Consider the following 19435-nt stretch of genomic DNA (forward strand, 5'->3'; position numbering starts at 1 on the left):
CGCATCGCTATGGAACTTCGGGATATGATTACCGCAATTTTAATAATATTTGCGGGGGGTGATCCTGCAAAAGTCTTCAAAACTTAAAACATAAAAATGGTCGGAAATTTCTTCCGACCATGACTACTAAAAATGGGGCGTTTTTATTTTACATAAACTTTTGAAGACTACTTAGAGATTTTTTTGGAATAAAAACAAAATTCCTACTTTAAACAACATAACTGGTAAAGAACTTTATATTCTAAAATTACCCTCATACACAAAATGTGAATATATTCTTCTTATTACTTTTAATCTGTTGTGCATTTTAAATGATACTTGCTTTTAAGTTATTAATATTTCTGTTGAAGTAACCTTGTTAATAAATTGCACAACGGTTAAAGCTATTATTTTAGTTCATTATCTGGTTTTAAAACCTTCAAAACTCTTTGCATAATTGCTTGTTTCATTTACAGAGCAAACTATATGAAGTTTATATCCATAGATGAAATTATTCAGCATATTTACAGATTTTTGAAGTAGCACTTCTAGAAACTTTACAAACTTACACCACCATACTATAAACAATGAATAGCTTCTCAAATTCATTAAAACTTCTTGCTGTTTTTAACCGTATTTCAATAATCTTATTAACCAATCTAAGCTTAACCCGGTCTATTTTTTACCCAAGAGTATCAGAATTGTGGCGAAAAGGATGATTTTCACTATCATTTCCAAATTCTTTAGTTTTAGAATTCGTCTTTGATTAAGCAAAATATTTTCATTTGATATTCTTCATAAAACTTCCAAAATTCTTTCATAATTAGCTTGTAAGTTGTTCATTGTAAAAGTTTTACTTCAGAAACAATTTGCTGATTTTCAATCAAATGAAAAACTTTATTCTTTTTAATTTATAATGCACAGAGAATTATTTTTAAGAAAATAAAAATAAAAACAATAATATTAATTTTATTTTATAATTTTATTACATAAATAAATATATTCTATTATTATAATTATATAGAATATTGTTATGTTTTTAAATTCAACATTTGCACAAAATAACATTATTATATTTCATTAAAAACAACCCATATAATTATGAAAAAATAACTTTATCCATTGTAATTGCCTTAACGACTTTTTCAGCAAAAACAATAGCGCAGGTAGGTATTAATACTACAACACCTGCTGCAACTTTGGATATTATCCCAAAAAATTCAACAGGAACTTCTACAACAGTAGATGGACTTCTGGTACCGAGAGTAGACAGACAGCGTGCCCAGAGTATGGCCTCTGTCCCTGTATCTACCCTAATCTATGTCAACAGTACGGCGACAGGGACACAAACAGGAACTGCAATTAATATAGATGCTGTAGGGTTCTATTATTATAACGGAACTGCATGGGTAAAAATAAGTCCTCCACTCAATATTTATAATACTAACGGAACGCTTACCGGAAACAGAACTGTAACTCAGGGAGCCAGTACTTTGGCTTTTACCTCAAATATTGTCAACGGATTCTCTGTTGCAGGAAATACCTTCTCTGCAGATGGAGCCAACAGCAGAATAGGCATAGGAACTGCTGCTCCCACCACTAAACTCCATGTAGAAGGCAGTCAGTTTCTGAATGCAGCTGTCACCGGAGCAGCAACGAAAGATGCTCTGAACATCAATGTAGGTCAGGATGGCTTTTTATACGGTAACCGAACAGATAATTTCGGGATCAACATAAGAACCAATTCTTCTGCAGATACAGGCCCTATTGCCCGTATTAATTTTGGAGATATTTCAACAGGAACCATAAGCGGTAACGGACAACGTTATATGTCATTCAGTGTAGGAAAACCTCTTAATGAGCTTATGTATCTCACCAACGTTAACGGTGGAAATGTAGGAATCGGAACCATCAGTCCCAATACAAAGCTTGAAGTTAATTCAGGAACAGCAGGAATAAGCGGGATGAGATTTACCAATCTTACCTCTGCCACTACTGTAGGAGCCGGCCAGACTTTAGGAGTAGATAATTTGGGAAATGTAGTCACTTTACCCAATCCCACTACTGCCAGTGTAACGACTTTTGAAGTTGCATCTACAACAGAGCCTACCTTTAATGTCAGCGATACAGGCTATACAATCATTTCAGGGACCAGCCAAAATGTCACGATTCCCGCCGGAGGAAAAACATTGTTCATTAATTTTATGCTTGGAATTGATTATCTTAGTCTTCCTCCCGGATCAGGAGGAGGAAATTATCAGGCCACTTTATTTATAGACGGTGTTGCAACCAATGAGTATATGGTTACTCAGGAATCTGGTGTAGGACTTCAGACTCAATTCAGCTTAAGCAGTGTTAAGTTTTTAACTGCCGGTTCCCACACTTTGGATGTGAGAATGAGAAGGTCTGCAAATAACGGCACTACACCCGGGGCTTTAATGACATGCTCACCAATTTCCATGTCTTTCAATGCCTCTTATATTAATTAAGCAACAATCCTCACTTTCTAAAACAAAAATACTGTTCCTATAGTAGGAATAGTATTTTTTGTATATCCTTGTGACAACATTTAATTTATATTATAAATCAAAATTCTGCCTCTCATTTTCCATTCTGTTTCTTGTGATTATCATTAAGTTTAATAACATTCAGTGGTTTTATTCAAAAAAAAATCATTATTTTTATTTAAAATTGAATAACACATGAAAATTATATTATTTCCCCTACTTCTTATATCCGCTGTGCTGACGGCTCAAAAAAGGGATAAATTAATACCTTTTTCTAAAACAGATACTATAAAAAAATTAAATACGGAAAAATTACCCGGATCTTTTGGAATGAAACAAGATCAGAATAAAAGACTCTATAAAATGCTGGTTAAAAAGCCTGATGCCATTATCTATCTTGCCTTGAAAGAGCCTTCAAAAGATCATTCTCAATACAAAATTTTAAATGCCATCACCCCGGAAAAAACTCAGGTGAATCCTAAAAAACTAATACCATCCAAATAATCACAAAAACAATTATCATGGGAAAATTTATCATCTCTAAAAGAACAAACGGAGACTTTCAGTTTAACCTAAAAGCGGGAAACGGACAGGTTATTTTGACCAGTCAGGGATACAGTACAAAACCATCCTGCGAAAACGGAATCGGATCTGTGAAAACCAACTCACAGGAAGATTCAAAATTTGAAAGAAACACGGCCAATGATGGCAGATCTTACTTTAATCTTAAAGCAGCAAACGGACAGATCATAGGAACCAGCCAGATGTATGAATCTGACAACGGCATGGAAAACGGGATAGAATCTGTAAAAAATAATGCCCCCCATTCGCCTATAGAAGATGAAACCGACTTATAAAATCATCTGAAATAATTTTAATAAAAATGCCTTAAGTTTTTAAGGCATTTTCTATTTTTGTATTCTATTTTTCATTAGCAATGACAAAAGAAGAATTACTGAATAAAGCAATCAAAATTGCCGATAAGGCTCATAAAGGACAAACTGATAAATACCATGCTCCATACATTGCCCACGTAATGCGTGTGATGAATTATGGTAAAACACTGGATGAAAAAATTGTAGGGGTGCTACACGATGTTGTAGAAGATCATCCACAGGAGTTCAGTCTGGATTATTTAAGATCTGAAGGATTTCCTGAATATATTATTTTTGCCATCAGCTGTCTTACGAAATTTGATCCGGAAGAAGATTATGATGAATTCATTAAAAGAACAGAAAGATCTCTCCTATCCGTTGCTGTAAAATTGAATGACCTTCGTGATAATATGGATCTTAGAAGAGTAAACAGAGAGCTTACTCCTAAAGACATCAAAAGATTCAACAAATACCTGAAAGCTTATCGTTACCTGATAGAGAAATATTAATAAAAAAACACAATGACTAATAACCTACCCAAAATTTCATCGGCTTATCAATCTAAGCTGATTTCTGCTATGGTATCTATTTCAGTTTTTTTCCTGATGTATCTGATACTCATTCTCGCCTCCCTCCTGATGATATTCTTATTAGGATATGGAGCCATAAAAATGCTGAGTGTTTCTGTTAATTATTTTACAGTTTTAGGGGCGGCAGGACTCTTGAGTGTGGGCGTTTTTGTGTTTATATTTCTTGTTAAATTCATTTTCAGAAAAAACCATTACAGTACCCGCCATTTGCTGGAAGTGAACAGATCTCATCAGCCCGAACTGTTTGCTATTATTGATGAAATTGTAGCTGAAACAAAGGTAAAAGCACCACAAAAAGTTTTCCTCTCACCGGATGTAAATGCCAGTGTAAGCTATAATTCTATTTTCTGGAGCATGTTTCTGCCTGTGAAGAAAAACTTAACGATCGGCGTTGGACTGATCAATGCTACAAGTGTAGGAGAACTAAGAACAATCCTTGCTCATGAATTTGGGCATTTCTCCCAAAAAAGCATGAAAGTAGGCGGTTATGTGAACCAGGCTGAAAAAATCATTTTCGAAACCGTTTACAATAACAAAGACTACGAAAATTTTATCATGGAATTTTCAGGAGGGAATGCTATTTTTAAAGTTTTTGGTCTTATTTCGGTCAGTTTTATTAATGCTTTTCAGTCTGTTCTTAAAAGCATGTCCAATTTTCTTTTCAAAAATCATGCTTCGCTGCAAAGAGAGATGGAATATCATGCAGATGCTATTTCAACCTATATTACCAATCCTGAAGAACAGGCTTCATCTTTATTAAGGTTGGAATTAAGTGATATTGCTTTTAATAATTCTTTTAATTTTTACGTTGAAAGCAATCAAAAATACCTTCCAAAAGACCTGTACAGGAACCAGTTTTCTTTAATGAAAATTTTATCCGAAAGAAATAATCATCCTTACGTAAATGGTCTCCCAAAAATAGATGCCGAAGATCTTACCCGTTATAATAAATCCAGAATAGAAATTGAAGATCAATGGACTTCTCATCCTGATATTTTAAAAAGAGTTGAAAGGATTAAAACAAACGAAACCAGAAATGCATCCACAGACCACAGATATGCGAAAGAGATCATCAGTGGATTTGATAAGATCTGCGAAATCATGACCTCAAAATACCTGACTTTATGTACAGTGAAAAACGTAGGAGAAGTGATAGAGGATGAAACTTTCATCAAACTCTATCTGGATAATAATATCTATAAGACCTTCACGTCAAACTTCAATGGATATTACGAAAGACATAATCCTATCATAGAAAATATCGAATCTGTAATTTCTGATACTTCCTCTCATGATAATGGAGATTTATTCAGTGATAAAAAAGTATCTTTAGTTTACGAAAAATCAGGAATAGAAGGAGACATTCAAACACTGCAATACCTTGCCTCCTATCCGAAAGAAATAAAAACATTCAGATTTGACGGCACTTTATATAAAGCAAAAGATGCTTCAAGCCTTATTCCAAAATTGGAAAGTGAACTGAGAAGAGTAAAAGAAGAGCTTCTGGAAAATGACAAAGCTATTTTTCAGCATTATTACCATGTTTCCAACGAAGATAGTAAGAAAGAACTTCTTAGTAAGTACAGGAATTTTGCCGTATTAGACAGGGAATTCGATGTATTTCAGAAAAGTCTTAATGATTTTACAGTACATCTGCAGTTTATGGCTGTTACACTACCCTTTGAAGAAATCCGTCAACACAGAGCCAAGCTATTGAAAGCAGAAGAACCTTTTAAACTAAAGACTAAAGAACTGATCGAAAATTCTGCTTATAAAGATGGTTTAAAGATTGAAGACAAAATCATCTTACAGGAGTTTGTAAACTCTGAGTACATTTATTTCAATAAAGACAAATACCTTGAACATGAAGTAAATTCCATATCATTACTTATTGAAAAATATCGGGAATTACTGAATGATCATTATCTTAATTCTAAACTTGAATTGCTAAACTTTCAAGCAGATTTAAACAAGAATTAATCCGCACCCGGGAAATCGTAAGTTTTCGTGTGATGGTCTGTTCCGTCGATATTGATGTTTAACGCAAGGTAAACGAAATGTAAATTTTTGTTTCCTTTTGCTTCAAATTCGCGCTGCCACAGATATCCGCTCACGATACCGAAATACTCATCAATCTGATAGCCGAAACCGCCATAGACTCTGTTTCTGGCGAAAGTAGGCTTCATCGGAGAGACAAAGAACACCTCGTCATAAGCATTGGCGAAAACAGTTCCTTTCTTAATGGTTTTTGCATTTAAAGGAACACTTACGTTCAGACGATATCTGTAACGCATTCTCTGGGAAGTCTGATCTGTTTTTGGCTCATAGAACCAGCTCTTTTCAGCACGGAAACGGTTCTCAAACTTTACGATACCCTTTTTGATATCGATAACATCCTGCAGCCATACCCTGAACTCTTCTCTGCTTAAGCTATGCTCCTTATAATTCGCATATCTTCCAAGCCCAACAAAAGGTTTATGGTTTTTGGTAAGATTATACCCTAAGCCCCCTTTTATCTCATAATAATCAGGGTAGGTATAATCTTCGTTACCACGCATCTGTCCCTCAGCATAAAGGAAAAACTTCGGATGAAACTTATAGGTCAGAGTCACTGCATTGAAGCTGGAAATGTGTTCCTGTGCTTTAAAAAAAGAAATTCCAAGTAGTAAACCTAAACCTATAAGACGTTTCATAAAAAATTTTTGCAAATGTATATTTTTTAACAATTTGTTAATGTTAACTTTTATTCATTCCGGGTTAACATTTACTTAATATTAATCGTGTATGAAAAACCAATGTGGAACCATCTTTGCGGCATTGCTACCCCAAACGCTTCCGTATATTTTGTATTGGTAATATTGTTAATCAGCACATACACAGAGTAGTCTTTTTTAGCAAAACTCAGCTTTTCATCAAGCAGGTTATAACTTCCTAAATTCACTCTTTCATTATACCTGTAAACAAGCTCATTCGTGAAATTTTTCAGGAATTTGACCTCTAATTTAGAAACCAGCTGATGCTTCAGATTGTCCAGTATATATCTTGAAACCAACCCGTTCTTTTCTTCATATTTGCTGTCGATATAAGTATATCCAACTGTATATTTCAACCAATCCATCGGTCTGTGGCTCCACTCTGCCTCAATTCCTTTGGTTTTGATATCCCCTACATTCTGGGCATACCAGACTTTATCGCTCAGGTCTTTTTTCACCCAGTCAATGGAATTGCTTGAATTTCTTACAAATCCGCTTACTTTGGCTAGAATTTTACTATTCTGGAACTGATATCCAACTTCTGATGACAACGCATTTTCAGGCTGTAGCTCCTGATTTCCCTGTTCTGTTTTACTTATATAATAAAGATCGGTAAAGGTTGGAATACGGTGTACTTTTGCAATGTTTCCGTACACTTTATGATTAGGATTAAAGTTATATCCTACATCAAGTCCCGGATAGAAAAAGTTTCCTTCCTTCGAATAATTAGCCCATGAAATTCCCGGACTGATGCTTAGTTTTTTATCCAGTAATGAAAAATGATGTTCAAAGAAAACCTGGGATACAAAACGGTTTCTATTCCCCAAATTACTGCTTACTAAAAATTCTTTTCTCAATTCAACACCAATTCCGGTTGTTCCCAATCCCCACTCATAACTGGAGTTCACTTCTCCACCCACATTATTTCCGATGTGCATATTTCGGTAAAAATCCGGATTCCATCTGTCATAAAGGTACATATCCTGTCCCCTTCTCCAGTATACATTAGAATTAAGTTTCAGCTTTCCAAAAGTCTGCTGATGAGCCACACTTACAATGGAAGCCTGCGTTTCCTCATACTGTTTTGTGGCAGCACTGGAAGCATAAAAGCCGTTAGCCCCGAATTTCTTTTCCGAAAAACCTGCCTGTACTCTTACATCTCCGTTTTTGATATTCAGTTTTCCCTGATAAAATACATTTCTGATCTCATAATCAGTATTAAACATATATCCTTCTGAAGAGGCAGAATTTGCCTGAAGAGAATTCGTAAACTTCTCATTTCCAATCTGCGCATTGAATCCCAGGCCATACGTACTGAAGTCTCCTCCATCTGCACTGATCTTCACTTTCTTCCCTGGCGAAACTTTGGTAATGATATTGATAACACCTGCATAAGCATTCTGCCCAAAACGTCTGGCAGCCGGTCCTTTTATGATTTCTATCTTTTCTACGTCATCCAGATCTACCGGAATATTCATACTATTATGTCCCGTCTGGGAGTCATTCATTCTGATTCCGTTCAGAAGCAGAAGAACCTGCTCAAAAGAACTTCCACGGAAACTGATATCACTCTGTACCCCATTAGCACCTCTTCTTCGGATATCCATTCCTGGTACCTGCTGAAGAATTTCATCAATACTTTTAGCCGGAGAATTTACAATATCTTCTCTGGTGATGACACTGATGTTCTGGTTGGCACTTTTATAAGGGGTAGAGATAAATTTCCCCTGAAATTCAATGCTTTCAATATCCGTTGTCTTTTCCTGTGCGTTTACCCAAAGTAAAGATCCAAGAAAAAAAGCACTTCCTATCTTTTTGATCATAATCGTTTCCGTAGTTTTTTTAACAGAGTCCAAAAGTAAGGGAGTTCACCAAGACAGACAAATGATAGTTGTCATAAAAAAAGATGCAACGGAATGCTGCATCTGTGTGAGGGAGTAATTCTATCTTTTTCTCATTAAATGTGTAACTAGATCTCTGAATAATTTTCTCATTTCTATATTACATATTTACGAGTACAATTTTAAATAATTTTGCAACATAAAACAATACTTAAATTAAAAAAATAGAATGTATTTTGTAAAATAATGAAAAACACTATAAAATAAACACTAAATCAATAATAATTCAACAAAAAATAGTATTTTTTATTTAGAAATTATAGACTTTATCACAGCACAATTTCACTTTAAGAGGATGAAAAGGATAAAAAAATTATAGTTTAGTTACAACTGAGGCAGTATCTTTAAGTGGAACCTGATAACTTAAAAAGACGGCAAACATCTTATCCAAAAAAACTAATTTAAAAATTCAACAGTAATAAAAATAAGTGTAGTATTTCCTATATTCTCTAAATTGTGTATGAAATAATTTTCTTCATTTAAATCTGCAAAATATTTAGTATCACCAATTTCGTACTCACTTTCAACAATAGAACCATCATTGTAATAAGATATGGCTTTCCCTTCTGTTAATACTGTCCAAAAATATCTATTTTCATGTTTATGAAAGGGTAAACTTTCACCTGCTGGCAAATGTATTTGCCATATTCTAAAATCGTTATTTTCAAACACAATTCTATCTCCAATGTGCTTGTTACCTTCTGCAGAAGCTAAACTTAGTTTGATTTCTGCAACCCATCTGCTCCAATCGCCAGGATGAGATATTATATTTTTTTTCATTTTTTATAATTTAATCAATTATTTTTTGGTTTATCTAAAATTTTTGCCAGGTTATTTCGGGTGACAATGGTAATAAAGCCTACGATAACTCCAATAAAAAGAGGAAATAAAAGTTCAGAGATAATAGTTTTATGACTTACACCAGAGGCAAAAAATACAACTGTTCCTAAAAATGTTGCAGGAACCATTTCTGACCAATTTTCAAAACATTCTAGAAATACCAGCAGAGTTCCTACCACAAAAATGATGAGCCCGTTCATGTATAAATCATTACCTGTATTTTTCATAATAATTGTTGAAAGTAGAGCTAATACAATCCCTATACTAAATGCAAGAAACATTTTCATCGCCTTCTTAAGATTACTTTGATGCAAAAAATAATTTGCCCAAGAGAAAAAAACAATCCATGTAGTTATTCCAAGGATACCACAAAAAACAAAAACCAACCCCGATATTAAACCAACTAATAAAGAATGTGCCATTGTTTTTTTCATAAAAAATAATTTATACCACAAATCTAGCCTCTACTACCCATCCACTATTTGTAAAAATTCATTTAGTTTTTGTAAAAATTAATCACAAAATAATTTTGACTTTCTTTTAAGGAATTTTATACACTTTTTGAGCAGAGCAGCTGAGAGCTTCGCCACTTCAATATTTTGGAGCTTAAAAAAATAACATTCAGTCTTCAACCATAAAAAGGAGGTTTTTAGAGCAGCATCCACGCCTGTCGACCTACTCTGCTCTTTTACTTTTTCAAGTGATAAACTGACGGGGCTACCGGAATGGATGAGAAAAGAAACGTTTCCAAACTGAGAATTCTGGCGGTAAGGTTTCGCAAGTGTATTATTGTATTGCTAATCTTTAATAAAAGCATTAGTCAGCTGTATCCGTTAAGAGTCATCATCTTTATCAGGAACAAAAAACTGATCATACATTCGTGTAGGTTAACGTTTACAATAATCATTCTTAACAATAATATAAGCATAAAGTTTTCGCTAAAATTTCGTAATTTTGTGGGTCTTAATTTTACGATGAAAAACATTCTTTTTCAACCGTAATTTTGTTGGCATTCTTTAAGAATGTTTTTACAAGATACCGAATGAATTCAGGGATAAAAGTAAAAGTTCAATTGATGACAGCCCCGGAATATTCTGAGGCAAAACACCATTACTGACAGCCTTAATGCTGTACAGTCTTTTTATGAATAAACAAAATATGGCTAACACAACAGAAATAGATATAAAAAAACAGATTTTCGTTAAGAATGCACATCTTAACAATCTGAAACATATAGACGTCCTGATTCCGAAAAACAAACTGATTGTTATTACAGGAGTTTCAGGAAGTGGGAAATCATCTTTGGCCTTTGATACAATTTACGCAGAAGGACAGAGAAGATATGTGGAAAGCTTAAGCTCGTATGCCCGTCAGTTTTTGGGAAAATTAGAAAAACCAAAAGTAGATGATATCAAAGGGCTTGCGCCTTCTATTGCCATCCAGCAGAAAGTAATTTCTTCCAATCCACGTTCTACGGTAGGAACTTCTACAGAGATCTACGATTATATGAAGCTTTTATTTGCAAGAATCGGAAAAACCTTTTCCCCGGTTTCCGGAGAAGAAGTGAAGAAAGATTCTGTTTCGGATGTGGTTGACTTCATCAAAGCCTCTAAAAAAGATACTTCTTTTTTACTGACTGCACCGTTGGAATATGATGCCGATAATTTTAAAGAAACCTTAAATGTTTTAAAACTGGCAGGTTTCACAAGGCTTGAAATCAATGGAAATCTGGCTGGAATTGAAGATCTGGAAAGCTTTGGTTTCACTCCTGAAAAAGGAATGGCAATTAATCTTGTTATCGACCGTTTCTCGTATGAAGAAGACGAAAGTTTTCTACAAAGGCTTGCAGACTCTATTCAAATGGCGTTCTATGAAGGACGCGGATATTGTTCATTAAAGAATACAGATACTGAAAAAGTAAAAGAATTCTCCAATAAATTTGAACTGGACGGAATGGAGTTCCTTGAACCCAACGTTCATTTTTTCAGCTTTAATAACCCATACGGAGCATGCCCTGCATGTGAAGGATATGGAAAAGTAATAGGAATTGACGAAGATCTTGTTGTTCCTAACAAAACCTTATCTGTTTACGAAGATGCTGTAGTCTGCTGGAGAGGAGAAACCATGAGTGAATGGAAAAAAGATTTCATCAAAAAAGCAGGTGACTTCCCTATCCACAAGCCTTATCATCAATTAACAAAAGAACAGAAAAACTTCCTTTGGAAAGGTGACGGAAAAGGCAATTTCCCATGCATCAATAATTTCTTCAAAATGCTTGAAGAAAACCTTTATAAAATCCAGTACAGAGTAATGCTTTCGCGTTACAGAGGAAAAACCCTTTGTCCTACCTGTGAAGGATTGAGACTTCGTGAAGAAACAAGCTGGGTAAAAGTAGATGGACACAACATCCAATCGATGATTGAACTTCCTTTGGATGAATTAGCTCCGGTAATCAATGGATTAAAGCTTTCAGATCACGACAAAGAAGTGGCCAAAAGACTGACCTACGAAATCACAACCCGTCTGGAATTTTTATTAAAGGTAGGATTAGGATATTTAACATTAAACAGAACATCCAATACCCTTTCAGGAGGAGAAAGCCAGAGAATCAATCTGGCAACCAGCCTGGGAAGTTCTTTGGTAGGTTCTATTTATATATTAGATGAGCCTTCTATCGGGTTACACTCCAAAGACACAGAAAATTTGATTGAAGTATTGAAAAATCTTCGAGATCTTGGAAATACCGTCATTGTGGTGGAACATGATGAAGATGTAATGAGAGCTGCTGACTATATTATTGATATTGGTCCGGAAGCAGGTTATCTTGGTGGCGAGCTGGTATTTGCAGGAGATTATAAGGACTTGAAAAAAGCCAACACCCTTACTTCAGAATACCTTACCGGAAGACTTGAAATAGAAGTTCCGAAGAAACGAAGAAAAGCAAAAGAATGGATTCATATAAAAGGAGCCCGTCAGAATAATCTTAAAAATATAGATGTAGACGTTCCTTTGGAAAGTCTGGTGGTGATTTCCGGAGTTTCAGGGAGTGGAAAATCTACTTTGATGAAAGAAATCCTTACCAATGATATCCAGATCCAGCTTGGAATGGGTGGTAAAAAGGGAGACTATGATTCTGTAGAATTTCCAAAAAAACTGATCAAAAATATTGAATTGATTGATCAGAATCCGATTGGAAAATCTTCCCGTTCAAACCCCGTTACTTATTTAAAGGCTTACGATGACATCCGTGATCTTTTTGCGAAGCAGAAAGTAGCTAAATGATGGGTTATAAGCCTAAACATTTCTCTTTCAACGTTGATGGCGGAAGATGTGATGAATGTAAAGGAGAAGGAGTAATCAACGTTTCCATGCAGTTTATGGCAGATATTGAGCTTGAATGTGAGGTTTGTAAAGGTACACGATTCAAAAATGAGATCCTTGAAGTAAGATTTGATGAGAAAAACATCTCTGATATTCTTCACATGACGGTAGATGAGGCATTGGAGTTCTTTAAAGATAACAATGAAGACAAAATTGTAACGAAACTGAGACCTCTTCAGGAAGTAGGTTTAGGCTATCTGCAGCTGGGGCAAAGCTCTTCTACCCTTTCCGGTGGTGAGGCACAGCGTGTGAAACTGGCTTCATTCCTTGTAAAAGGAGTAACAACAGATAAAACGTTATTCATCTTTGACGAACCTTCCACAGGGCTTCACTTCCATGATATTCAAAAATTACTGAAATCATTGCAGGCATTGATTGATCTTGGACATTCCGTGATTGTTATTGAGCATCAGCCGGATATCATCAAATGTGCCGATCATATTATTGACATCGGCCCAGAAGCTGGAAAACACGGTGGAGAAGTCGTATTTACAGGAACACCTGAAGATCTGACAAAAAATAAAAAGTCTCACACCGCAAAATATATTAAAGAAAAACTGGAACAATAAATACAATCGGCTGTTATAAAAACAGCCGATTTTTTATTAGATTCTCTATCTTTATTCAACCATTACAAAAATTATTTTTATGCCCTGGAATCCTGAATTATATGATCAGTACAAAGATGTACGTTACAAACCCTTTTACGATTTAGCAGCATTAATAAAACCTGAAAACAACATAAAAGCTATTGATTTAGGCTGTGGAACCGGAGAACAAACCTCTATTCTGACAGAAAAACTGACAGGTTCAACATTTTTAGGAATAGACTCATCGGCAGAAATGCTTGAAAAATCTAAAAATTTTGAGAATGATAATCTTCATTTTAAACTTCAGACCATTGAAGAAACAGCACAGTCTGATCAAAAATGGGATCTTGTTTTCAGCAATGCCGCTTTACAGTGGGCTGATGATCACGAAACTTTATTTCCTAAAATCATTGGATTGTTATCTCCCGGAGGTCAGTTAGCCATACAAATGCCTGTTCAGAAAGAGAATATCCTGAATCAGATTCTATCGGAAATGGCAGATGAAGAGCCTTATGCATCACAGTTAAATCACTTCAACCGTGATTCCCCAGTACTTTCTATGGATGATTATGCACAGATATTGTTTGATAACGGAATTCAGGATATTGAAATATTTCAGAAGGTTTATCCTATTATTGCAGATGATTACGAAGCCTTATATGCCTTTATTTCAGGAACCGCATTATTGCCTTATTTAGAGCGTCTGGAAGAAGAACATAAAGAACATTTCATCTCTGAATTTAAATCACGTATTGCAAAAAGGTTTACAAAATACCCAGCTATTTATGCATTTAAGCGCATTCTGATGTATGGACGTAAGAAATAAAAGATTTTTATGCTAAAGCTAAAAGGAGCTGCCACGAAAGCCAAATAATTTGGTTTCTGTCATTCTGACACAGAATGAAGTTCTGCGAACATTGTTCAAAGAATCTCATTGATAACTATGTCTATGAGATTCTTCACTACATTTCATTTCATTCAGAATGACACCTTTGTGACAGCTTCTTCTTTGGACCTCTTTACTCTTTCACATTATACAAAAACGGACTTTTCCTGATATACTCGGAATCCTCAATCTGAGAAGCTAAAAATTCCGCCAGATCTGCAGCACTGATTCCTTCACCTTTGCAGTCTGTGAGATTTGTTTCTAGTGGAAAATTTTCCTCTGTAAGATGAATCAATGGTAATCTTACTAACGTCCAGTCAAGGTTACTTTCCAAAAGAAATTCATACTCTTTTTGCTTATCAGCTGTGGTTTCTGGATAATTCTGATACATCCAGTCTGTAGCTATTTTTACCCCTTCATTTTTATGATCGGATGCTGTATTTACACTTAGACCAGTGGTTACAATATAACGCCTGATCCCATGATAATTCATTGCAGAGATGATATTTTTTGCAGCATCACTGAATATAGACTTCTCTCCTTTTGGTTGTCCTAAAGTACTCATGACAAGATCAGTTCCTTCAATTAATTTATCGATTGATGTTTCATCTCTTGCATCTCCTTGTAAAACTTCAATGAATGGATGTTGAAGGGTAAAATTTTCAGGATGTCTTAGTAAAAGTTTAAGTTGATATCCTTTCTCAAGAAGATTTTCTACCAGATATTTTCCGGATTTTCCGGTTCCGCCGATCACGGCAATTTTATAGGTTTTCATAATTATTTTTTAATATTAAATATCAACAATCAGCAGCAGATTAACCGTTAATGACCGTTGATACGGCAAACGACACATGGTATTTGCTTTTAAATATGATATAATAGAATTATTGGGTTCAGAAAATTGAACCTAAGATGTTCAGTGTTAAAAATAACACCTGACTCATTGTAATATGTATTACGAGATTTTAATGAAATAAAGTTACTTATTTTTTATCATTAAAAATCAAAAAATTATAAGATGCAACGGCTTTGTGGAGCGGAAATCAGGTTAATCAAAAAAATGATGTTCCTGCCGGAGTACTTGTATTTCCCCGGGAAGTTCAATTTCCGAAAGAATGGGTGGAGCGTTTTGTGAATGTAACCAGTTTTAAAAAGATGAATGAAGGAGTACACTTTGCCGCATTGGAATTACCTCATATATTTGCGGAAGAATTAAGATCATTCTTTTATTCTGTCCCATAAAAACCAATTCATGAAATGTATTTTATTCACTCTTATAACAGCTTCTATTTTTATCACAAGCTGTACCTTGCAAAAGAAAACTACTGAAAGTAATGATTATGAAGTAAGACTGGATACTTTAACCTTATTTGACCAAAGCAGAAACCGTAAGATTCCGGTTGCTTTTTATTATCCTAAAACAAATAAGAAAATTCCTAATCAACAGGTTATTATTTTCAATCATGGATATGGTTTTAATAAGGGGGGAGATTATTTTGTATATTCTTATTTAACGGAAAAACTGGCTTCAAAAGGTTATTTTACAGTAAGCATTCAGCATGAACTTACTACAGACAGTCTTTTACCAACAGAAGGAAATTTGCAGATCGTAAGAAGACCTTTCTGGCAAAATGGCTCTGATAATATTCTGTTGGTATTGAATGAGCTTAAAAATGCAAACCCGGAACTGGATTACCAACATCTGACTCTCGTAGGACATTCTAATGGAGGTGATATGGCAGCATTATTCACGAATCAGCATCCTAATCTGGTATATAAACTGATTACTTTGGATAACCGGAGAATGTTTCTGCCGAGAACTTCTGTTCCTAAAGTGTATACTTTACGCTCCAATGATTATCCGGCTGATGAAGGAGTATTACCCAACGAAGAAGAACAGAAGAAATATCATATGACGGTACAGCCTACCCTCATCAATCATGGACATATGGACAATAAAGGGACGGATGAGGAGAAAAAAACCTGAATGATTTTGTTTTAAAATACCTTTCTGAGCCTTAATTTCAGAGAACCACACAAGTTATCCACAATAAATTGTGGATAACTTGTGAATTTTAACATTAAATTCATATTTCGTATTAAATTTATTACTATATTTACTATGTAATAAAAATCGAAGTGGAAACTTTATTTGCTTTTCTTACTACTATTGAAATTGCAATTAAATTTGAAATAAAAATTTAAGCACAGCATTGTCGGCTGTGCTTTTTATTGTTGTCTAATTAAAAAAATGAGATGTATTTATCTACTGAATCTGCCTCTAAAGGGCAGATTCTTTTATCCATATACCCTTTTATAAAAAGGTTTCCAGAGTTTTTGAATTCTTGAAAATCTATTTATTCTAAACTGAATTATTGAGCCAATCAGAAAGCTGTTTTTTCTTTTATAAAAGCAAAATTCATTTTAATCAAATTGTTATTTATAATATTATAATTTTCTATGTTTTTCCTATGTACGGTATAACATTTGTATTTTAATGTTTAATTATCAACATTATGGACGAAACGAAAATGGAATTTTTAGACCTGATTAATGATAAGTATTTAATAGATGAATATTTTAAACTCAAGGTGAAGAGGGAATTAAATATTAACATTGATCTTAGTTCTGAATATGTGACTGCACATAATATAGTTTCAAAAAAATTAATTCTTGTGCAGACCTTTTCACATGCCACTATGGAAAATCCCCAGCTCTATCTTTTATTACGCTCTTTAATTCATAACGTTAACAGTTATCAAGTAACAAAAACTCAAATGATTTCTGATCTGAACAATAAATAAAAAAGAATCCGTCTCAAAAGTGTCATTCTGACGAAGGAAGAATCTCATCCATTATTGATAACATGAGATTCTTCACTACATTTCATTTCGCTCAGAATGACAGTGTCAAATTGTTTGACTTTTAAGATAGACTCTTTTATTTGGAAAGTCGTAAGATTTACACCTGCTCTTTTATATGTTTTGCCACCATTTCTTCCAGATCATCCAGATTAAAAGGTTTTGAAACATAATCATCTGCCTGAGCTTCGGATGCTAAAGCAGCGATATCATTGTTTGCCGTAACATAGATGACAGGAATATGATTAAATTCTTCACTGCTTTTAAGAAGTTTTGTAGCTTCCACTCCTCCAATTTTTGGAATCCAGTTATCCATCAAAATAACATCAGGATGATATTCAGCCACTTTTTCCAGAATATCATGGGAAGTTTCTGAGATTCTGACCTCGTAGCCATTCTCTTCAAATATGATGGTAATTACTTCTAAAATAGCAGCATCATCATCAAAAATTAAAATTTTCTTTTTGTTCATATTATTTAGGTTATTCTTATTACAATTGATTGATATAATCTGCCAAATTATCTGGATTGATAATGAGGTCATAATCTATTTCTTCTACAGCATGTTTGGGCATGTATTCCACCTCGGCCGTTTCAGGATCCTGAATCCACACCTGTCCGTTATTTTTTTAATGTAATACAGTCCTTCTACTCCATCAGCATTGGCTCCGGATAAAAGAATTCCAATCATATTCTCTCCGTAAATTTCTGCTGCAGACCTGAAGGTAACATCTATTGAAGGACGGGAGTAATTCATTTTTTCTGAGCTGTCCAATGACATATTTTTCTTATTCTCAAACAGCAAATGATAATCTGCCGGAACAATATAAATAGCATTATTGTCCATTTCAGTTTTATCTTCTACTTCTATCACCGGTATCTTTGTAAATTGCTGTAACAGGGTTCTCAGAATGTCTCCGGATTGGGCTTTACGGTGAACCACCACCACAATTGGAATCCTTAGGGTATCATTCAGGTTTTTGATCATTTCAATAATGACCTGTAAACTGCCTGCCGATCCTCCTATAACAATTAATTCAATGTTCATCTGTGATTTCATAGCCTTAGTTATTAATGATGATCAAGCTTTTTCCAGATTTTCTGGTCTTCAATCTGATGATAATTCTTTTCAATAGTGGAAAACCTGAGGGTTTCTTTTGCTCCCAAAGCCAGAAAACCTAAATTTTCCAGACTGTTATCGAAAAGTTTGAATACCCTTTCCTGCAGTTCTCTGTCAAAATAAATAAGAACATTTCTGCAGATAATCAGCTGGAAACTATTGAAAGAGCTGTCTGAAACAAGGTTGTGGGTAGATAAAATAAGTTTTTCCTGTAAGCTTTTATCAAACTTTACACTATCATAATTGGCTGTATAGTAATCTGAAAAATCACGTTTCCCTCCTGAAAGCATATAGTTTTCAGAATATAATTTCATCTGATATAATGGAAAGACACCAGCTCTGGCTGTCTCAAGAACTGCGGGATTCAAATCTGTACCATAAATCAGGGATTTATCATACAGCCCTGCTTCTTTCAATAAAATAGCAATAGAATAAGCTTCTTCTCCCGTAGAGCAACCAGCAATCCAGATCCTGATCAGTGGATAAGTACCTAACTGAGGCAGAACTTTCTCCCGTAATGCTTTGAAAAAAGGAGGATCCCGAAACATTTCTGTAACGTTTACCGTAACTTCTTCTACAAAACGTTTTAAATATTCTGCATCATTCATAATGGTATATCTAAGTTCCGCAAAGCTGGTAAACCTGTCCAAAAGGCATATCCTGTTTACTCTTCTTTTAAACGAAGCCCTGCTATAACCGGAAAAGTCATAGCCATACATTTCATAGACATCGTTGATCAGATATTCTATTTCTTCATCTTTTACGATACTTGGTTCCAGCATCTATGAAAGTTTTTCTATTGCCATTAGTAAAAGGTCCACATCAATGGGCTTTGAAACATAATCATCAGCGCCTACCTCAATACATTTCTGACGGTCTTCAGGCATAGCCTGTGCGGTTACTGCAATAACCGGAATATCTTTGATTTCAGGAGTATCTCTTATGATTCTTACGGCTTCATAGCCATCTATTCCAGGCATCATCATATCCATAAGTACTATTGAAAAATCAGGATCAGCTTGTAGCATATCCAGAGCTTCCTGAGCCATTGTACAGGTTTCTACTGCATATCCACGGGCCTTAAGGGTGAGTTTCAATGCGAATATATTGCGTGGATCATCATCCACAATTAAAATTTTCTTTTTCATCAGA

General features: G+C 34.6%; 17 protein-coding genes and 2 pseudogenes. 10 read left to right on the plus strand and 9 right to left on the minus strand.

Annotated features, from left to right (window positions below):
• Nucleotides 1-1031 precede the first annotated feature (1031 nt).
• From BOQ62_RS00270 to BOQ62_RS00290, 5 genes are all read left to right on the plus strand, one after another.
• The gene (locus BOQ62_RS00270) at nt 1032-2468 is read left to right on the plus strand and encodes a hypothetical protein (RefSeq protein WP_129036468.1); all 1437 of its coding nucleotides are present in this window, start codon (nt 1032-1034) and stop codon (nt 2466-2468) included.
• 213 nt (nt 2469-2681) lie between these two features.
• A complete protein-coding gene (locus BOQ62_RS00275; RefSeq protein WP_129036469.1) occupies nt 2682-2990 on the plus strand; it encodes a hypothetical protein in 309 nt (102 codons plus the stop codon).
• Nucleotides 2991-3007: 17 nt separating this feature from the next.
• Nucleotides 3008-3343, plus strand: coding sequence for a YegP family protein (locus BOQ62_RS00280; RefSeq protein WP_129036470.1), 336 nt, complete (start codon nt 3008-3010; stop codon nt 3341-3343).
• Between the two features lie 80 nt (nt 3344-3423).
• Nucleotides 3424-3870: a phosphohydrolase gene (locus tag BOQ62_RS00285; RefSeq protein ID WP_129036471.1), complete on the plus strand. Its 447-nt coding sequence runs from the start codon at nt 3424-3426 to the stop codon at nt 3868-3870.
• Nucleotides 3871-3882: 12 nt separating this feature from the next.
• Nucleotides 3883-5931 carry a M48 family metallopeptidase gene (locus BOQ62_RS00290; protein ID WP_129036472.1) on the plus strand — a complete coding sequence of 683 codons (2049 nt, stop codon included), beginning with the start codon at nt 3883-3885 and terminating at the stop codon, nt 5929-5931.
• Here BOQ62_RS00290 and BOQ62_RS00295 read toward each other — a convergent pair.
• The 4 genes from BOQ62_RS00295 to BOQ62_RS00310 all read right to left on the minus strand — a co-directional run bounded on the left by BOQ62_RS00295 (nt 5928) and on the right by BOQ62_RS00310 (nt 9879).
• Nucleotides 5928-6644, minus strand: a complete 717-nt coding sequence (locus tag BOQ62_RS00295; protein ID WP_129036473.1) for a DUF2490 domain-containing protein — start codon at nt 6642-6644, stop codon at nt 5928-5930. The two genes, BOQ62_RS00290 and BOQ62_RS00295, sit on opposite strands and share 4 nt — an antisense overlap.
• Before the next feature lie 71 nt (nt 6645-6715).
• Nucleotides 6716-8527: a TonB-dependent receptor plug domain-containing protein gene (locus BOQ62_RS00300; RefSeq protein WP_129036474.1), complete on the minus strand. Its 1812-nt coding sequence runs from the start codon at nt 8525-8527 to the stop codon at nt 6716-6718.
• 474 nt (nt 8528-9001) lie between these two features.
• Entirely contained in the window at nt 9002-9385 is a 384-nt protein-coding gene (locus tag BOQ62_RS00305; protein ID WP_129036475.1) for a cupin domain-containing protein, read from the minus strand.
• 14 nt (nt 9386-9399) lie between these two features.
• Nucleotides 9400-9879, minus strand: a complete 480-nt coding sequence (locus tag BOQ62_RS00310; protein WP_129036476.1) for a DUF1097 domain-containing protein — start codon at nt 9877-9879, stop codon at nt 9400-9402.
• Between the two features lie 724 nt (nt 9880-10603).
• Between BOQ62_RS00310 and uvrA the strand changes: the two are divergent.
• Nucleotides 10604-13395, plus strand: a pseudogene (gene uvrA, locus BOQ62_RS00315) (excinuclease ABC subunit UvrA).
• A 79-nt stretch (nt 13396-13474) separates the two neighbouring features.
• A complete protein-coding gene (locus BOQ62_RS00320) occupies nt 13475-14242 on the plus strand; it encodes a methyltransferase domain-containing protein (protein WP_129036477.1) in 768 nt (255 codons plus the stop codon).
• A gap of 193 nt (nt 14243-14435) precedes the next feature.
• Here BOQ62_RS00320 and BOQ62_RS00325 read toward each other — a convergent pair whose 3' ends face one another.
• On the minus strand, nt 14436-15077 hold the full coding sequence (locus tag BOQ62_RS00325) for an NAD(P)-dependent oxidoreductase (RefSeq protein ID WP_129036478.1): 642 nt from the start codon (nt 15075-15077) through the stop codon (nt 14436-14438).
• Nucleotides 15078-15331: 254 nt separating this feature from the next.
• Here BOQ62_RS00325 and BOQ62_RS00330 point away from each other — a divergent pair, with 254 nt between their 5' ends.
• The 3 genes from BOQ62_RS00330 to BOQ62_RS00340 all read left to right on the plus strand — a co-directional run bounded on the left by BOQ62_RS00330 (nt 15332) and on the right by BOQ62_RS00340 (nt 17106).
• The gene (locus BOQ62_RS00330) at nt 15332-15544 is read left to right on the plus strand and encodes a hypothetical protein (RefSeq protein ID WP_185146778.1); all 213 of its coding nucleotides are present in this window, start codon (nt 15332-15334) and stop codon (nt 15542-15544) included.
• 10 nt (nt 15545-15554) lie between these two features.
• Complete coding sequence (locus BOQ62_RS00335; protein WP_228413479.1) at nt 15555-16289, plus strand: alpha/beta hydrolase; 735 nt, start codon at nt 15555-15557, stop codon at nt 16287-16289.
• 529 nt (nt 16290-16818) lie between these two features.
• Nucleotides 16819-17106, plus strand: a complete 288-nt coding sequence (locus tag BOQ62_RS00340; protein WP_129036479.1) for a hypothetical protein — start codon at nt 16819-16821, stop codon at nt 17104-17106.
• 157 nt (nt 17107-17263) lie between these two features.
• Here BOQ62_RS00340 and BOQ62_RS00345 read toward each other — a convergent pair whose 3' ends face one another.
• From BOQ62_RS00345 to BOQ62_RS00360, 4 genes and pseudogenes are all read right to left on the minus strand, one after another.
• A complete protein-coding gene (locus BOQ62_RS00345; protein ID WP_129036480.1) occupies nt 17264-17635 on the minus strand; it encodes a response regulator in 372 nt (123 codons plus the stop codon).
• Between the two features lie 19 nt (nt 17636-17654).
• Nucleotides 17655-18223: pseudogene (locus BOQ62_RS00350) on the minus strand (chemotaxis protein CheB).
• A gap of 11 nt (nt 18224-18234) precedes the next feature.
• Nucleotides 18235-19065 carry a CheR family methyltransferase gene (locus BOQ62_RS00355; RefSeq protein WP_129036481.1) on the minus strand — a complete coding sequence of 277 codons (831 nt, stop codon included), beginning with the start codon at nt 19063-19065 and terminating at the stop codon, nt 18235-18237.
• Nucleotides 19066-19431, minus strand: a complete 366-nt coding sequence (locus BOQ62_RS00360) for a response regulator (protein WP_185146779.1) — start codon at nt 19429-19431, stop codon at nt 19066-19068.
• Nucleotides 19432-19435 lie beyond the last annotated feature (4 nt).

Origin of the sequence: Chryseobacterium sp. CH21, assembly GCF_004119445.1 — a bacterium.
Classification (GTDB): domain Bacteria; phylum Bacteroidota; class Bacteroidia; order Flavobacteriales; family Weeksellaceae; genus Chryseobacterium.